Annotated in this window: 12 protein-coding genes; 5 read left to right on the plus strand and 7 right to left on the minus strand. The window is 59.5% G+C overall.

The window, feature by feature from the left end; genetic code table 11:
- Positions 1–150: 150 nt before the first annotated feature.
- Positions 151–4,002 carry a sensor domain-containing protein gene (locus BM017_RS21885; RefSeq protein WP_092248301.1) on the minus strand — a complete coding sequence of 1,284 codons (3,852 nt, stop codon included), beginning with the start codon at positions 4,000–4,002 and terminating at the stop codon, positions 151–153.
- Between the two features lie 287 nt (positions 4,003–4,289).
- On the opposite strand from BM017_RS21885, the gene ettA reads away from it, so the two are divergent.
- Together ettA and gdhA are read left to right on the plus strand one after the other, a co-directional pair.
- The gene (gene ettA / locus BM017_RS21890) at positions 4,290–5,954 is read left to right on the plus strand and encodes an energy-dependent translational throttle protein EttA (RefSeq protein ID WP_071489964.1); all 1,665 of its coding nucleotides are present in this window, start codon (positions 4,290–4,292) and stop codon (positions 5,952–5,954) included.
- Positions 5,955–6,200: 246 nt separating this feature from the next.
- On the plus strand, positions 6,201–7,538 hold the full coding sequence (gdhA, locus tag BM017_RS21895; RefSeq protein ID WP_092248304.1) for an NADP-specific glutamate dehydrogenase: 1,338 nt from the start codon (positions 6,201–6,203) through the stop codon (positions 7,536–7,538).
- On the opposite strand, the gene BM017_RS21900 is transcribed toward gdhA, so the two are convergent.
- Together BM017_RS21900 and BM017_RS21905 are read right to left on the minus strand one after the other, a co-directional pair.
- Entirely contained in the window at positions 7,535–8,023 is a 489-nt protein-coding gene (locus tag BM017_RS21900; RefSeq protein WP_092248307.1) for a GreA/GreB family elongation factor, read from the minus strand. The two genes, gdhA and BM017_RS21900, sit on opposite strands and share 4 nt — an antisense overlap.
- Before the next feature lie 70 nt (positions 8,024–8,093).
- Positions 8,094–8,450 carry a hypothetical protein gene (locus tag BM017_RS21905; RefSeq protein ID WP_071489967.1) on the minus strand — a complete coding sequence of 119 codons (357 nt, stop codon included), beginning with the start codon at positions 8,448–8,450 and terminating at the stop codon, positions 8,094–8,096.
- A 359-nt stretch (positions 8,451–8,809) separates the two neighbouring features.
- Here BM017_RS21905 and BM017_RS21910 point away from each other — a divergent pair, with 359 nt between their 5' ends.
- Together BM017_RS21910 and BM017_RS29410 are read left to right on the plus strand one after the other, a co-directional pair.
- On the plus strand, positions 8,810–10,069 hold the full coding sequence (locus BM017_RS21910; RefSeq protein ID WP_092248310.1) for an IS256-like element ISPsy17 family transposase: 1,260 nt from the start codon (positions 8,810–8,812) through the stop codon (positions 10,067–10,069).
- Positions 10,070–10,259: 190 nt separating this feature from the next.
- Positions 10,260–10,538: a DUF3077 domain-containing protein gene (locus tag BM017_RS29410; protein ID WP_256575657.1), complete on the plus strand. Its 279-nt coding sequence runs from the start codon at positions 10,260–10,262 to the stop codon at positions 10,536–10,538.
- Here the strand turns inward: BM017_RS29410 and BM017_RS21925 are convergent.
- From BM017_RS21925 to BM017_RS21940, 4 genes are all read right to left on the minus strand, one after another.
- The gene (locus tag BM017_RS21925; protein WP_058427694.1) at positions 10,473–11,558 is read right to left on the minus strand and encodes a type I restriction endonuclease; all 1,086 of its coding nucleotides are present in this window, start codon (positions 11,556–11,558) and stop codon (positions 10,473–10,475) included. The two genes, BM017_RS29410 and BM017_RS21925, sit on opposite strands and share 66 nt — an antisense overlap.
- A 216-nt stretch (positions 11,559–11,774) precedes the next feature.
- Positions 11,775–12,074: a chorismate mutase gene (locus BM017_RS21930; RefSeq protein ID WP_092248313.1), complete on the minus strand. Its 300-nt coding sequence runs from the start codon at positions 12,072–12,074 to the stop codon at positions 11,775–11,777.
- 158 nt (positions 12,075–12,232) lie between these two features.
- A complete protein-coding gene (locus BM017_RS21935) occupies positions 12,233–14,086 on the minus strand; it encodes an Lnb N-terminal periplasmic domain-containing protein (protein ID WP_092248316.1) in 1,854 nt (617 codons plus the stop codon).
- A gap of 93 nt (positions 14,087–14,179) precedes the next feature.
- Positions 14,180–14,668 carry a DUF3015 domain-containing protein gene (locus tag BM017_RS21940; protein WP_015885974.1) on the minus strand — a complete coding sequence of 163 codons (489 nt, stop codon included), beginning with the start codon at positions 14,666–14,668 and terminating at the stop codon, positions 14,180–14,182.
- 267 nt (positions 14,669–14,935) lie between these two features.
- On the opposite strand from BM017_RS21940, the gene BM017_RS21945 reads away from it, so the two are divergent.
- Positions 14,936–17,374: a Lon protease family protein gene (locus tag BM017_RS21945; protein WP_092248319.1), complete on the plus strand. Its 2,439-nt coding sequence runs from the start codon at positions 14,936–14,938 to the stop codon at positions 17,372–17,374.
- Positions 17,375–17,627 lie beyond the last annotated feature (253 nt).

The following is a 17,627-nucleotide window of genomic DNA, read 5'->3' on the forward strand; positions in this document are numbered from 1 at the left end:
GTCGCGGACAAGTGGGGCTCATCTGGGGATAGGCGGTGGCTGTGAGTGCCTTATCGGGGGGCAAGCCCCTTCCACAGTTGAATGTGTTCGCAGATCAGAATGTGGGAGGGGGCTTGCCCCCGATGAGGCCAGTGGCCTCACCGCAGAATTTCAGTCGAACATGAACAGCGCATCATTGCTGAACTGCGCTTCGAACCGATTCGCCGGCATCGGCCGCCCGAACAGGTAGCCCTGCACCTCATCGCAGCCATGCTCACGCAGGAAATCCAGCTGTTCATGGGTTTCCACCCCCTCGGCGATCACCGCCAGGTTCAGGCTGTGGGCCATGGCGATAATGGCGCGGGCGATCTGGGCGTCCTGTTCGCCGGAGGGCAGGCCGTCGACGAAGGTGCGGTCGATCTTCAGCACGTCGATGGGGAACTGCTTGAGGTAGTTGAGCGACGAGTAACCGGTGCCAAAGTCGTCGACCGCAATGCTCAGGCCCAGGTTCTTCAGGCTGTCGAGGATCTGCATGGCCTCGTTGACCTCACGCATCAGGATGCTTTCGGTCAGCTCCAGCTCCAGGCACGCCGGCGGCAGGCCGGTGTCCTTGAGGATGGTGGCGATGCGCGTACCCAACTGGCCGTCGGAGAATTGTCGCGCCGAGATATTCACCGAGACTTTCGGCACCCGCACCTTGTTCTGGTGCCAGGTCTTGAGCTGGCGACAGGCTTCGCTGATCACCCAGTCGCCCACGTCCACCACCAGGCCCAACTCTTCCAGCACCGGGATGAAGTCTCCCGGCGGCACCAGCCCGCGTCGAGGGTGGCGCCAGCGCAGCAGGGCTTCGGCGCCGGTCAGGCGTTTGCCGTCGCCGCTGAACTGCGGCTGGTAATAGAGCACGAATTCGTTCTGGTCCAGGGCGTGGCGCAGGTCGCTTTCCAGCTCCAGGCGTTCCAGGGCGCTGGCGTTCATGTCGGCCTGGTAGAACTGGAAGTTGTTCTTGCCGCGTTCCTTGGCGTGATACATCGCCGTGTCGGCGTTTTTCATCAACTGGCTCAGTTCGTTACCGTCCTGCGGGCTCAGGGCGATACCGATACTGGCGGTCACGAAGAACTCACGACCTTCCAGTACGAAAGGTTTCACCAGGCTGGCGAGGATCTGCTCGGCCACATGAATCGCACGGTTGAGTGCCATGTCACGGTTGACCCGTGGCTGCAGGAGCAAGGTGAACTCATCACCGCCCATGCGCGCCACAGTGTCGTCTTCGGCGACGCAGCCTAGCAGGCGGGTGGCCATTTCCTTGAGCATGCGGTCGCCGGCGGCGTGGCCCAGGGAGTCGTTGATCGGCTTGAAGCGGTCGAGGTCGAGGAACATCAGCACCACCCACGACTTCTGCCGTTCGGCGGACTGCAGCGCGGTGTGCAGGCGGTCCTGGAACAGTGTGCGGTTGGGCAGGTGGGTCAGGGCGTCGTAATAGGCCAGGCGGTGGATGCGCTGCTCGCTGGCCTTGCGCTCGCTGATGTCACTGAAGAAGCATACATAGCTGGCCAGGTCGCCTTCGTCGTCGAACACCGCAGTAATGCCGACCCACGCCGGGTAATGCTCGCCATTGCGGCGCTTGAGCCACACTTCGCCTTCCCAGGTGCTGTGCTGGTGCAACTGCTTGAGCACATAGCGCAGGTGGGCTTCCTGCTGTTCATCGACGGTGAGCATGTTCGGCAACTGGTCGAGTACATCGCTGACCGCATAGCCGCTGACCCGGCTGAACGCCTCGTTGGCCTGCACGATATAGCCGGCGGGGTCAGTGATCAGGATCGCCGAAGTGGAGTGCTCGAATACCGTGGCCGCCATGCGCAGGTCTTTCTCGGCGCGGCGTTGCTGGCTGATGTCGCGGCCCACCCCAAGGATGCCCTCGAAAGCGCCGTGTTCGTCCCACACCAGCACCAGGCGCAGTTCGATCGGCACCTTGCGACCGTCGGCGCGCAGGCAGTCGAACAGGAAGAGCTGGGTCTGGATCTCATCACGCAGCCTGTTCAGTGCATCAGGATCGCCCAGCGCGCGGCTGACCTGTTCCATCAGGCTGTAAATGCCGGTCAGTTGCTGCGGGTTGGCGATGATCGACTGCCAGCCGTTCTTGAACACCCAGTCCACGTCATAGCCGAGCACGGCGTTGACCGACGGGCTGACGTAGTTGAGGGCCAACTGACTGTCGGTGGAACAGATCACGTCGCTGATACTTTCGGCCAGCATGCGGTAGCGTTGTTCGCTGTCACGCAGGGATTCGCTGGCTTCGATCTGGTCGGTGATGTCCTTGGCCACGCCGATGATGCGGGTGATCTGCGCGGTCTTGTCCCGCGCCAGGGCTTGTTCGCGGATATCGAAGCGCCGCCATTCATTATTGCGGTGACGGAAGCGCAACTGGCATTGCAGTTGGGTGGTATAGCCGACCTGGCGCTGTTGCTGGCGCAAGTCGTGGTAATGCTCGGCGTCTTCGGGGTGCAGCAGGATTTCCCAGAAGTACTCGCCCATCTGCTGCAATTCGGCCTTGTTATAGCCGAGGGTGTGGCCTAGATGGTGGTTGCTGAAAATCATGCGCTGGCTGATTACGTCCTGCACATACAGGTGGTCGGGCACGGTGCGCACCACGTCCGACCAGAAACTCTCGCGTTCCACCAGCGACAGTTCGATCAGCTTGCGGCTGGTGATATCGCTGATGCTGAGGATCACCGCCTTGAAATCGTCCTGCTGCTCGGGCAGGCGCATCACCAGCCACAGGTATTGCTCGTTGCCGGCCACGTCCTTGAGCTGGATTTCCAGCTCCAACTGGCTTTGTCGGGTCAGCACGGCTTCGAGTATCTGGTAACCGATGGACGTGGCGTTGCGTGGGCAGTCATCGATCAGGCGTTCCCAGGCCTGCTCGCAGGAACCTACGTTCAACAGGCTGACCGCCACCTGGTTGACCTCGGTGACGCGCAGCTCCTTGAGCAGTTGCTGGCGCTCGCTGGGGTTGTGCTGCAGCCAGGCGTGCAGCTGCTCGCGGGTCTCCAGCCGAGTCTTGTCGAAGAACGCGTTCAGCCCCGACAGGTCCAGCACGCACAGGGCCACGCCGGTGCCTTCGAAAATATCCTGGTAGCGCCGCCGCCCCTCATGCACCTGGCGCTGACGGCGGCGCATGTTCAGCAGCACGATCACCGGGATCAACGAGAACGCCAGGCCCAGCAGGCATTTGCCGATGAAGGCCGGCAGCAGTTGCTCCAGCACCGCGCTGCGGTCGAACAGCCCGCGCAGTTGCCAGTCGCTTTTGCTCAACGGCGTGATCAGCACGCTTTTATTCAGTTCGTCCGGGGTCAATGCAGACGCCCACTGCGCGGGCATGCCGCTGTCGCGGCTGACCACGCGATGGTTGATGCGGTTCTCGATGGCCCACATCGGGCGCTGGCCCTGGCCGTCCTGGCGGGTGAGGTTGGTCAGGTAGTTGGGGGCCAGGCGCAGCGCCCAATACATCCGTGAGCCGCCACTGGGCTGATGCAACAGTAGATAGATGAGGGTGCCGTCGTTGCTGTTGCTCAGGTAATAAGACTGGCCGTGGCTGCGTTGCACCAGTTCTTCGAGCCAGGCGCTGTCCTGGCTGTCGCTGGCACTGTCGCTGATCATCGCGCCGCTGGGGGCAAGCAGGGCGATGCTGCGCAATTCCGGCAGCGAACGTTGCAAGGTCCGCATCAAGGCCTGTTGCTGTTCGCTGTCACGCGGTGGCTCGACCATCGGCAGCAGGTTCAGGGCGATCTTTGCACTGAGGGCCATGTTCAGGCTGATCTGTTCAGCCAGGTCGGCGCTGTAGTCGATGGTGTATTGCTGCTGGTTCTTCTGGTTTTGCTGCAACTGGTCCAGCAGTTGCCAGAACAATAACGCGAGCAGCATAAGGACAAGCGTCGCCAATGCGCCTTTGAGGGTGCCGTGCAGGGGCGCTCCCGGCGCTATATGAGCGGCGCGCAGGGGAGTTGGCGGCGTGACTTTGGACAAGCTGTGATCCTGCGGTTTGGCTGGACTGGCGCGCGACGTGCACTATAAGCCGGACGCCCGGAGGGCGGCTAGCATGCCTTGACTTGTGGCAAAGTGCCAGCCCTTGCCTGGCTGGACTGACCAAGCGCATTCAGGTAGCTTTGCCGGTTACGCGGGGGCGTTCCAGCCCCAGATATTCAGGCTTTATACCGCACGCTGGCATTGATGATAGTCAACGGCCCGCGCCGCGCATGGCCTGGCACGGGCTTCGCCCGCTTAATTCATCAGTCACTGACGCTAGGTTCACCATGGCTCAATACGTCTTCACCATGCATCGGCTGGGCAAAGTTGTCCCCCCGAAGCGGGAAATCCTGAAAAACATTTCGTTGTCCTTTTTCCCCGGCGCCAAGATCGGCGTACTCGGCCTCAACGGTTCGGGTAAATCCACGCTGCTGAAAATCATGGCCGGCGTCGACACCGAGTTCGAAGGCGAAGCCCGCCCGATGCCAGACCTGAACATCGGCTACCTGCCGCAAGAGCCGATCCTGGATCCGACCAAGACCGTGCGTGAAGTGGTCGAAGAAGCCGTCAGCGTGATCAAGGACGCCCAGGCGCGCCTGGACGAGGTCTACGCCGCCTACGCCGAACCGGATGCCGACTTCGACAAGCTCGCCGCCGAACAGGCCAAGCTCGAAGCCATCCTGCAGGCCGGCGACGGTCATAACCTGGAGCGCCAGCTGGAAGTCGCCGCCGACGCGCTGCGCCTGCCGGCATGGGACGCCAAGGTCGAACACCTGTCCGGTGGCGAGAAGCGCCGCGTGGCCCTGTGCCGCCTGCTGCTGTCGGCCCCCGACATGCTGCTGCTCGACGAACCGACCAACCACCTGGACGCCGATTCCGTCGCCTGGCTGGAACACTTCCTTCACGATTTCCCAGGCACCGTGGTTGCGATCACGCACGACCGCTACTTCCTGGACAACGTTGCCGGCTGGATCCTCGAGCTCGACCGTGGCGCCGGTATCCCTTACGAGGGCAACTACTCCGGTTGGCTGGAAGCCAAGTCCGACCGCCTGGCCGCCGAATCCAAGCAGCAATCGGCCCATGAAAAAGCCATGAAGGAAGAACTGGAGTGGGTGCGCAAAGGCGCCAAGGCCCGCCAGTCCAAGTCCAAGGCGCGTCTGCAACGCTTTGAAGAAATGCAATCGCAGGAATTCCAGAAGCGCTCGGAAACCAACGAGATCTACATCCCGGCCGGTCCGCGCCTGGGTGACAAGGTCATCGAGTTCAAGAACGTTACCAAAGGCTATGGCGACCGCGTACTGATCGACAACCTGTCGTTCTCCATGCCAAAAGGCGCGATCGTCGGCGTAATCGGCGGTAACGGTGCGGGTAAATCCACGCTGTTCCGCATGCTGATGGGCAAGGAAACCCCGGACTCGGGCACCATCGAAGTCGGCGAAACCGTGCAACTGGCCTGCGTGGACCAGAGCCGTGAAGACCTCGACGGCAGCAAGACCGTGTTCCAGCAGATTTCCGACGGCTCCGACCAGATCCGCATCGGCAACTATGAAATCCCGTCGCGTACCTATGTAGGCCGTTTCAACTTCAAGGGCGGCGACCAACAGAAGTTCGTCAAGGACCTGTCCGGTGGTGAGCGCGGTCGCTTGCACCTGGCCCTGACCCTGAAGGAGGGCGGCAACGTCCTGCTGCTCGACGAACCGTCCAACGACCTCGACGTTGAAACCCTGCGTTCCCTGGAAGAAGCCCTGCTGGACTTCCCGGGTGCTGCCATTGTGATCTCTCACGATCGGTGGTTCCTTGACCGCGTCGCGACGCACATCCTGGCGTACGAAGACGACTCGCAAGCGGTGTTCTTCGAAGGTAACTACACCGAGTACGAAGCGGACCGTAAAAAACGCTTGGGCGAAGCTGCTGCCCAGCCGCACCGTGTTCGTCACAAAAAACTGGCCTGATCCGGGTTGGTGGTTTGAAAGAGCGGAGCCTTCGGGCTCCGTTTTTTTTGCCTGGAAATTGATGGTGCGTGCGGTTTGATTTGAATCCCTGAAAGGGTGCATAAAAGCCCCTGAAACTGGATAAATTTATATAAAACGCACCATTTAAATTCACAAAGGCGACATTTTGCCCTGTCGCAGTGCGGAATGAATTGATAAAGTCCGGCTCAATCTCCGTTAACAACTAAAAATTTGCCGAGACTTTTCATGATCGAATCCGTCGAATCCTTCCTTGCCCGCCTCAAGAAACGCGACCCGGACCAGCCGGAATTCCACCAGGCCGTAGAAGAAGTCCTACGCAGTCTGTGGCCGTTTCTGGAAGCCAATCCTCACTACCTGACCTCGGGCATCCTGGAGCGCATCTGCGAGCCGGAACGCGCGATTACCTTCCGGGTGTCGTGGGTGGATGATCATGGCAAGGTCCAGGTCAATCGCGGTTTCCGTATCCAGATGAACAGCGCCATCGGCCCTTACAAAGGCGGCTTGCGCTTCCACCCGTCGGTCAACCTGGGCGTGCTGAAATTCCTCGCCTTCGAGCAGACCTTCAAGAATTCCCTGACGTCGCTGCCCATGGGCGGCGGCAAAGGCGGCTCGGACTTTGATCCAAAAGGTAAGAGCGACGCCGAAGTCATGCGCTTCTGCCAGGCCTTCATGAGCGAGTTGTATCGCCATATCGGCGCGGATGTGGACGTGCCGGCCGGTGACATCGGCGTAGGTGCCCGTGAGATCGGCTTCCTGTTCGGCCAGTACAAGCGCCTGAGCAACCAGTTCACCTCGGTGCTGACCGGCAAGGGCATGACCTACGGCGGCAGCCTGATTCGCCCGGAAGCCACCGGTTTTGGCTGCGTGTACTTCGCCGAAGAAATGCTCAAGCGCAACAACCAGCGGGTTGAAGGCAAGCGCGTGGCGGTGTCCGGTTCCGGCAACGTGGCGCAATACGCGGCGCGCAAGGTCATGGACCTGGGTGGCAAAGTGATTTCCCTGTCCGACTCCGAAGGCACCCTGTACGCGGAAAGCGGTTTGACCGAGGAGCAATGGTCGGCCCTGCTGGACCTGAAAAACGTGCAGCGCGGGCGCATCAGCGAACTGGCTTCGCGTTATGGCTTGGAATTCCGCGCCGGTAAAACCCCTTGGGAACTGGCCTGCGATATTGCACTGCCCTGCGCTACGCAGAACGAACTCGACGCCGAGGCCGCCCGCACTCTACTGCGCAACGGCTGCATCTGCGTGGCCGAAGGCGCCAACATGCCGACCACCCTGGAGGCTGTGGATATCTTTATCGAGGCCGGCATTCTGTTCGCCCCGGGCAAGGCGTCCAATGCCGGTGGCGTGGCGGTGAGTGGCCTGGAAATGTCACAGAACGCCATGCGCCTGCTGTGGACCGCCGGTGAGGTGGACAGCAAGCTGCACAACATCATGCAGTCGATCCACCATGCCTGCGTGCACTACGGCGAAGAAAACGGCCGCATCAACTACGTCAAAGGCGCGAACATCGCAGGTTTTGTCAAAGTTGCCGACGCGATGCTGGCCCAAGGCATCGTCTAGGCCTCGGGCTCGACCCGCAGCACTTCGATCAACTGATCGCCGACGGGGCGTTGCCACAACACCTCGTCGCCGACCTGGGCGCCCAGCAAGGCGCGGCCCAGGGGCGAGCCCCAGTTGATCAAGCCTGCGCCGGCATCGGCCTGGTCTTCACCGACCAACTGAATGCGTTGCTGTTCGTCCAGCTCATTGGCGAAGGTCACCCAACTGCCGATCTGCACCTTGTCGGTGGACGTCGCCAGTGCCACCACTTGGGCGCTTTGCACCCGTTGGTTGAAGTAACGCAAATCCCGCTCAAGATCCGCCTGGCGCTGTTTATCGCCTTTGGCGGATTCCAGGCCATATTCGTGCTGCAACTGCGCAACCTTGGCCTGCAACTGCGCCAGCCCTTGCGCGGTGAGGCGGTTGGGTTGCTCGCTGACCTGGCGCTCCACCGGTTGGTCGGCCTGGGCGGCGGCGTTGTCCTCGTTTACAAAAGCTCGGCTCATCACGTTCTCCCTCAATGGAGTTTGGGCCATGATCGCTGCGCATTAGTTTCGATGGATGTCTGAAAGCGACCTACTGCGAACGATAGGCCCTGGCGGCGTCGCGGTCCTTCTCGTGCTGCCAGGCGCGTTCGCGGTCATCCCAGTGATTGTCCTTGTAGTCGCGCAGCTCTTCGTTCTCGCGCATGGCCTTGCACTGGCGAAAGCCATCTTCCCAGCCCTCGGCGTATTCACGGACCTTGAGATAACGCGGCACGTTCTTGCGGAACTCCCCGCTGATCACCCCAGCCGCCTGACGACCGCTGCTGCAACCGTCATCAAAACCATCGGCAAACGCCGGTGGGTAACCCTTGGCCAACAACTCTTGATGGGTCGACTGGCAACCCGCCAACACCACCACTGCACACAGCATTACCGCACACCGCCACATGGCGTACTCCCTGGCCGTTTCACGGCTGATAGGGGAAGTCTAGAAGGGTAATTGTCGGGGAGGTGTGAAAGGGAGGTGAGAATGGCGTTGGGTTAAAGGGGCATCAACGACGATTCGCTTTAAATTGCAGGACGTTTCCTAGAGAATCTCTGGCCTATTGTGCCGTACCGTTTGGATCATTAGCCTCTTTGGGTCGCTGCATATCAGCGACCGGGTTTAGCGATCCGAGCCTCAAGAGTGGCACCGCTCCCAACAGTATTAGCTGGCATCTGTTAGCTTTTAGCGTTTTATGGCGGCTGTGTGCGGGAGACTGTCAGAAATTTTGTGTTCGGGCATAACATGTAGCTAGAGGTGCATGTATGCCGACCAAAAAGAAGTCCGCCAATGCAACAGCGAGGGAGTTGCCCTCGATTCCCCAAGAGCTGATCGAGCAGTTTGTTAAAGGCCCGATGAGCGCCGAAGCCATTCAAGACGCGTCCATGGCGTTCAAGAAGGCTCTGATCGAGCGTGCACTAGGCGCCGAGCTGGGTCACCACCTTGGTTACCCTCAGGGCGCGGAGCGCCCTGAGGAGTCGACCAATCAGCGCAATGGCAAAAGCAGCAAGACGGTTCTGACCGACGACGGGCCGCTTCGCCTGGATATCCCCAGAGACCGCGATGGTAGCTTCGCCCCGATCCTGATTCCCAAGCACGAACGCCGTTTTACAGGCTTCGACGACAAGATAATTGCCATGTACGCCCGGGGCATGACGGTGCGTGAGATCCGCGCTTTTCTGTCTGAGCAGTATGGAACTGACGTGTCCCATGACTTCATCAGCTCAGTCACCGATGCGGTCATGGAAGAGGTGGGCGCTTGGCAGCAACGACCCTTGGAACCGATGTATCCGGTGATCTTCTTCGATGCGTTACGGGTCAAAATCCGGGACGAGGGGTTAGTGTGCAACAAGGCTATTTATCTGGCGCTGGGGGTATTACCTGATGGCACGCGCGACATTCTGGGTATATGGATCGAGAGCACCGAGGGTGCCAAGTTTTGGATGAAGGTGTTCAACGACCTCAAGACTCGTGGCGTTGAAGATGTTCTGATCGCCGTCACGGATGGCCTCAAAGGAATACCGGAGGCGTTGGGGGCGGTTTTTCCTGCCACGACGCTGCAAACCTGCATCGTGCATCTGATCCGCAACAGCTTGGACTATGCCGCTTGGGATAAACGTCGGGCACTGGCCAAAGCACTCAAGCCGATCTACCAGGCGATCAATGCCGATGTGGCTGAGCAAGAGCTTAACGCCTTTGAAGCGGGCCCCTGGTGCAAGCAGTATCCGACTGTGGTTGCTGCATGGCGTCGCGCCTGGGATCGGGTTATACCGTTTTTTGTTTTCCCGGCGGGCATCCGCAAAGTGGTTTACACGACCAATGCCATCGAGAGCATCAATGCCCAGTTACGCAAGATCATCAAGACTCGAGGGCACTTCCCGACCGATGAGGCCGCGACGAAACTGATATGGCTTGGGTTGCGCAACATCACCGCCAACTGGGGTCATGCGGCACACGACTGGAAAGTGGCAATGAATCAATTTGCGATCCTGTACGGAGACCGATTTACCAGACCGAGCTGGTAAAACAAGGGCCTGCCTGACGGCAGGCCCTAACCAGCCCGAACACAAAAAAACTGATACTCCCGTGTGCGGGAGACTTTTGAGTCTACCCGGGGTGCTCTCAGACCCGGATCGCTAACCTGCACACAGCTGCCACCCTCTTCATGTTTAGCGATGTGATCTGGTGGCTCGACTTCACAAGAGAGCAATCATCATGAGCAAAGTCGTCCCTGATCCACCCTTGTCCGCAATCACCACACTTGGTGTCGTCACTTTCGGCGACTACGGCGAAAACGAAAAACCGCTGTTTCGTGTCAATTCCGGCATGCCGATTGAGGAAGCCTTGGAACACGCCTCCACTTTGCTTTTTTATTCCAAGAAACTCGCCACGGGGTTATCGACGGCTGAAAATATTCCGGTGCGGCCTTCAGTCGTAATAACCCACTGTTTTTTTCAGTTGATCCGCGTATTCGTAAATCTCATCAATGGATGAAATGGCGTGCCGGGTTTCATTTTTTTCCTCGTCGAATATCCCGAGGTATTTTTGGCTGCGATTGAAGTGAAGACGGCAGATAGGCTTGCGATTGTTGTCGTCCAGTAATATCCCAAAATAGCTTTGGGTATCGCGTTGAACGATTCGTTTGGCATCGACAACGGAGCGTACGACAGCGCGGACGATGTGATAGCCCTCCAGTTCTTCAAGCGTCGTCAGGATCTTGTCTTCCGATTCGTCTCGTTCCTGAAGATCCGTATTTGCGCTGTTCGTGACGGTCAATGAAGCTATCGTCGGTTGAATTACCCCGCTCATGGCCGATTTGAGTCGATCATTGATCTGGTCATTCAGAAACTGAGCCAAGGCTTTACGTGTCAGTTCGAAAAACTGCTCACGGACTCTCTGAGTGATGACTCCCTCGTAAACGCGGGAGGCAAAGAATTTAACGAAGTCGTCTTCCGGTTTACTGACTTGAGCGCCAATCAGCTTCTTGAGCTGGCTGACATATTTCAGCTCTCCCGCAGCGTTGATGATTGAATCGACGTCGAAGGCTGACTTGGTCAGCTTTATCAACTCCGGTACGGAGTATTCATCAATGTCCAGCAGGTCTAGCTCAAGAAATGGCTTTTCGTCCATTTTATTCGGTGCGTCCAAGTCAGTAAAAAACCGATAGACCTGGCCGTTGGTGAGAATTGAGATTCTTGCGCTGGTGACATGAAAATACCGAAACAGCTGCGAGGCATGATTGATGCTCAGTGACTCGCCGATCTTTTTGCATTCAATGAGTATCTGAACTTCACCGTCTTTCATGATGGCGTAGTCGATTTTTTCACCTTTCTTCGTCCCGACATCGCAGACAAACTCAGGCGTCACCTCCTGCGGATCAAACACGTCATAACCCAGTACCGTGTTGATAAACGGCATTACAAAAGCATTTTTGGTCGCTTCTTCTGTTTGAATGGCCGGGCCTTGCAACCGAACCTTGGCGGCCAGACTGGTGAGCTTTTCGAAAAATTCCATAGTAAGCCTCTTACCTATTCAGATCCGTGTATAGACGTGGTGGCAATTTGATTGCTACCCGAGACTAGACACAAATCCCCATAAAGCGAGGCTTCGTCGGAGCAAGTTTTCGATGACTCAAAAAAGCTAAAAAAACCGCAAGATTTCCTTCTTAGTAATCAGGGGCTTGAGGATGGCTTGTGAGTTTGCTGTGTAGGCGAATAATTTGGGTAATTCTTAGCGAGTTTCCGTGAGCGCAGCATGCTCCGCCAATTCCTGCTGGATAAACGCCGCAATCATCGCGCGATACACCTGTTCCGTGACCTCGGGATTGGCACCCACTGCCTGGGATATCTCCCGCACCTTGGCGATTACCTGTTCAACCCGTTGTGGGGCCTTGACGCTGTCTGTGTCTTTCTTGAAGCGCGCGGCCTGGGAGACGTAGCCGCCACGCTCGGCCAGCAGGGTGACGATCTGCTGGTCGAGGCGGTCGATGTGGGTGCGGACTTCTTCGAGGCTGGTGCAGTTAACGGCCATGTTGGTGGGGCTCCTTTTAGAAGAAACTGAATAGACGCTGACCCAATGTGGGAGGAGGCTTGCCTCCGATGGCGGCGTGTCAGGCGATGGATATGTGACTGATGCACTGCTATCGGGGGCAAGCCCCCTCCCACATATTGATCTCGGCCAGGCTTTAGTCAGTAGTGATACCACTTCACTTCAAGCATCACTTCATTCACCGGCGTCGACAAGTGGCTGTACTCGCGCTGTGCACTCAGGCGTAGCCCCAGGTTGCGCGACAATTCCCACTGTTGATTCAGGCTGATACTGCGGCGCACTTCGCCATTGGTGAAAAAGTCACCCTTGGCTTCCAGGCTCAGGTTGCCCAGCGGGTTCTTCCACAGCACGCCGGTGTTGAACCCGGCCGCCGGGGAGATGGCTTCGCTGAAGTCGTTGTTGTGCTCCACGCGCACGGTGCCGAGGGCGAAGCCGAGCATGTCGTCACTCAACTGCCAGGTGCCGCCGGCGCCGCCGTTGACGTGGGCGACCAGGGTTTCGTCGTCGTGTTTGCCGGGCACGCGTTCAAGGCCGCCAGTGACTTGCCAGGACCACGGCTGCAACAGGGCGTTGCGTGGGGTCAGGGAGCGGATGGTGGCCAGGTCCAGTTGCTGCAGCTGCCAGTGGTTGCCTTCGTACTGGCGCAGTTTCATTTGCAGGATTTCGATCTGTGCGCCCAGGGGGAAACCTTCGGCGTTGTCGTTGAGGTCGTGGTAGGCCATGCGCAGGCCGTATTCGCCGAAGGCCTTGTCGCCACGGGTGCCGATGCCGGCTTGCCAGGTGCGCGATTCGTGGCCGTTTTCCGGCAGGCCGGGCGGTGTGATCTTGAGGTCGGGCGCCGGGTTCTGGTTGATCGCGCGCAGCAGTTCGAAGCTGCGTTGGGAGCGGACGGTGTCGCGTTCCAGGCCGTTGGCGCGGTAGCGGCCGAGGCGGTAGGCGGCGTCGATGATCAGGGCCTGGCGGTCGCGGGGCAGGGCTTTGAAGGCCGGTTCCTGCAATTGCTGCTGGTCATCGCTGACCTTCAACACCCATTGCTGTTCGTCGCTGTCCAGCGGCTTGGCGCGTTCCAACAGCTCGCGCTCACGGGACGGGCGGTAGTCGATCCTTTCCACCAGGCCCGCATCTTTCACGGCCTTGACCGTATCGGTCGGGATGGCGGTCAGTGGAAACTGTTCGGTCAGGCGCAGGCCGGGGCGGGCCACTTGCAGCAGTTCGAGCAGGCGATAGGAGCAGTTTTCGTCGAAAAAGAAGTAATCGAACTGGATCTGCTTGAGCTCCCACACGTGCTCGACCATGCGCTCGGTCTCGACCTGGGTGAGGTTGAGGCGGTATTCCCACAGGTCGCGGTTCTCAAGGCTACGGTATTCGGAGAGTTTTTCCTGGTAGGGCACCAGGGCGAACAGGCCGGGATAACCACCCATCAGGCCTTTCCAGGCATAGAGGATACTGTTGTCGGAGCCTTCGATATAGGCACCGAAGTTGATCGCGTAGCTGAGCAGGGCGGTGTTGTTGCTTTGCACGTCGGCCTGGTCGATGCGCAGCAGGGTGTGGCCGAACATCGACGACGGGCTGTTGAGGTAGGCCGCCGGGAAGATCATCACCGCGCTGTGAGGGGCGACGTCCTTGAACCATTGCTTGAATTCCGTGCAGTCCACGGCGGGCAGGTCAGTGAGGTGCAACTGAGCCTTGAGCCAGCGGGTACGTGCGGGGTAAACGCATTGGGCATGTTTTTCACCCAGGCTGGCCGGCGCGTAGAGCGCGTCAACGGTGGCCTTGAGTTCGGCGTCCGGGTGGTGGGCGCCATCGGCTGCGAGGAAGAATTTCTTGTCGCTGACATAACTGCGCCAGCCACTGATTTTGCCGGCTTCATAATGGCCGAGGGACAGCCAGAACGGATCGTTGGCCAATTGCTGCAAACGTTGATCATCAAGATGCGGTGCCGCGTACAGCGGGGCGCAGGCGAAGAGTGCCGTCCAGGCAAAGCGTTTGAGCATAGGGGCAACTTAAGTCGGAATTAAGAGAGACCCAAAGGGGAGGCGGGCCCAAAAATAAAACCCGCGCCTTAAGCAGGCGCGGGCTGGACGAGCTTAAGCCTGGGTAGCGTATTTCGCCAGACGGGCATCGCTTTTCAGTACAGCAATGGTGTTGTTGTGCACGTCGTCAGCGGTCACGTCAGCCTTGCTGAAGATCTGCTGGAAGTGCTCGTGGGTCACGGCCGCGAAGTGTTCGCGATCTTCCGGGGCCACGCCCAGTACCACGGCGTAGGTGGTCAGCGCTTCGCCATTACCCTTGGCCATGTCTTCGGACAGCTCGTTCATCATGCCATTCATGGCAATCCACGATTTGCCGCCGTAAGTCAGGGCGCTGTTGGTGCTGCAACCGTTGGTGCCCGAGGTCATGCCGAACGTGGCGTTACCCGATGTACCGTTGGTGGTGGAAGCCAGGAAGTGAGCTGGAGTGCCGCGCTGGCCTTCGAACAACATGTTGCCCCAACCGCAGTTCGGGCCACCTGGTGCTTCTGCCATTGCATTGAGGGAGACGACGGTGAAGAGAGTACCGAGAAGGATCCGTTTCATAGCTTTGTTCTCTTTGTGTGCAAACCAATGGACAAGGGTTCAGGCGCATCGCGGCGCCCTAGGGGCCAGTTATTAGTCCAACCCGCGCAGTTTGGAGTTTAGGCACGTTCCAAGGGTTCCGTGCATTTTTCTAAAACATTCGATGATGACCCGATATTTTTACAGGGCGCGTCCCGTGTCTATGCTTTCCCACAGGCGCGCCTTGCCAGAGCGCGTAACCGGGAGCCAGAATGCCGTCATCTGCCCCGCCTGATGTAAGGAAGCCCGATGCCTGATCCTGTTGCTGCCAGCTTGCGTCTAGCGCCCGAAGCGCTGACTCGCCCTTTCTCCGCTGAACAGTTCAGCTTCTCGACCACCAATGATTTGGAGCCCTTTCGCGGTGTGCTTGGCCAGGAACGTGCGGTTGAAGCGTTGCAGTTCGGTGTGGCCATGCCACGCCCCGGTTACAACGTGTTTGTCATGGGCGAGCCCGGGACCGGTCGCTTTTCGTTCGTCAAACGCTACCTGAAGGCCGAAGGCAAGCGCCTGCAGACCCCGTCGGACTGGGTCTATGTGAATAATTTCGATGAGCCTCGCGAGCCGCGTGCCCTTGAATTACCGGGCGGCGGTGCGGCGGCGTTCATCAACGACATCAACGGTCTGGTCGACAACCTTGTCGCCACCTTCCCGGCAGTCTTCGAGCACCCGACTTATCAACAGCGCAAGAGCGCGATCGACCGCGCCTTCAACCAGCGCTACGACAAGGCCCTGGACGTGATCGAACGCCTGGCCCTGGAAAAGGACGTGGCGCTGTACCGCGACAGCTCCAACATTGCCTTCACGCCGATGCTCGACGGCAAGGCACTGGACGAGGCCGAGTTCTCGCAGCTGCCGGAAGCTGATCGCGAGCGCTTCCACACGGATATTTCCGAGCTGGAAGAGCGCCTCAACGAAGAGCTGGCCAGCCTGCCGCAGTGGAAGCGTGAGTCGAACAACCAACTGCGCCAGTTCAACGAAGAAACCATCACCCTGGCCCTGCAGCCTCTGCTTGCGCCATTGTCGGAAAAGTATGCGGAAAACGCAGGCGTCTGCGGCTACCTGCAAGCCATGCAGGTGTACTTGCTCAAGACCGTGGTCGAGCAATTGGTGGACGATGCCAAGACCGACGCCCAGGCGCGCAAGCTGCTTGAAGAGCAGTACTGCCCAAGCCTGGTGGTGGGCCATCCGGTCAACGGTGGCGCGCCGGTGGTGTTTGAGCCGCACCCGACCTACGACAACCTGTTCGGCCGCATCGAGTACAGCACCGACCAGGGCGCGCTCTACACCACCTATCGCCAGCTGCGTCCGGGCGCCTTGCACCGTGCCAACGGCGGCTTCCTGATTCTCGAAGCCGAAAAAATGCTCGGCGAGCCGTTCGTCTGGGACGCCCTCAAGCGCTCCCTGCAATCGCGCAAGCTTAAGATGGAATCGCCGCTGGGCGAACTGGGCCGCCTGGCCACCGTGACCCTCAACCCGCAGATGATCCCGTTGCAGGTCAAGGTGATCATCATTGGTTCGCGCCAGTTGTACTACGCGTTGCAGGACGCCGATCCGGACTTCCAGGAGATGTTCCGCGTACTGGTGGACTTCGACGAAGACATCCCGATGGTCGACGAAAGCCTGGAGCAGTTCGCCCAATTGCTGAAAACCCGCACGTCGGAAGAAGGCATGGCACCGCTGACCTCGGATGCGGTGGCGCGGTTGGCCACCTACAGCGCCAGGCTGGCGGAGCACCAGGGGCGCTTGTCGGCGCGTATCGGGGATTTGTTCCAGCTGGTCAGCGAGGCGGATTTCATTCGCCATCTGGCAGGCGACGAGATGACCGATGCCGGGCATATCGAACGCGCACTCAAGGCCAAGGCCACGCGTACCGGGCGGGTGTCGGCGCGGATTCTCGACGACATGCTCGCCGGGGTGATCCTGATCGACACCGCCGGTGCCGCGGTGGGCAAGTGCAACGGGCTGACGGTGCTGGAGGTGGGCGATTCGGCATTCGGTGTGCCGGCGCGGATTTCCGCCACGGTGTATCCGGGCGGCAGCGGTATTGTCGACATCGAGCGTGAGGTCAACCTCGGTCAGCCGATCCACTCCAAGGGTGTGATGATCCTCACCGGTTACCTGGGTAGCCGTTATGCCCAGGAATTCCCGCTGGCGATCTCGGCGAGTATCGCGCTGGAGCAGTCCTACGGTTATGTGGACGGCGACAGTGCCTCCCTGGGCGAAGCGTGCACCTTGATCTCGGCCTTGTCGAAAACCCCGCTCAAGCAGTGCTTCGCCATCACCGGCTCCATCAACCAGTTTGGTGAAGTGCAGGCGGTGGGCGGGGTCAACGAGAAGATCGAAGGGTTCTTCCGCCTCTGCGAAGCGCGTGGCCTGACCGGTGAACAGGGCGCGATCATTCCCCAGGCCAACGTCGCTACGCTGATGCTGGATGAGAAGGTGCTGCAGGCCGTGCGTGCCGGGCAGTTCCATATCTATGCGGTGCGCCAGGCGGACGAGGCGTTGAGCCTGTTGGTGGGCGAGGATGCCGGTGAGCCGGATGCCGAAGGGCAGTTTCCGGAAGGCACGGTGAATGCGCGTGTGGTAGAGCGGTTGCGCGCGATTGCCGAGATGATCAGCGAGGAAGACCTGAAGGAAGCGGAGAAGGAGTTGGCGCAGGAAGCGTTGGCGGAAGCCAAGCCCATCTGATGGCGACGTGAATTGTGGCGAGCGGGCTTGTTGTGGCGAGCGGGCTTGCCCCGCGTTGGGCTGCGAAGCAGCCCTAAAACCAGACAATTCAATCTCACTGGCACACCGCAGCGGTCCTATTGGGGCTGCTGCGCAGCCCAACGCGGGGCAAGCCCGCTCGCCACAACTAGCACCATAGCCACAACAATCCCCTCACCACATGACGGGTAAAACCGTCATGAATTTGGCGCGACTGTAGGACCAACGCCCGTTG

Source organism: Pseudomonas sp. NFPP04 (assembly GCF_900113815.1).
GTDB classification, from domain to species: domain Bacteria; phylum Pseudomonadota; class Gammaproteobacteria; order Pseudomonadales; family Pseudomonadaceae; genus Aquipseudomonas; species Aquipseudomonas extremorientalis.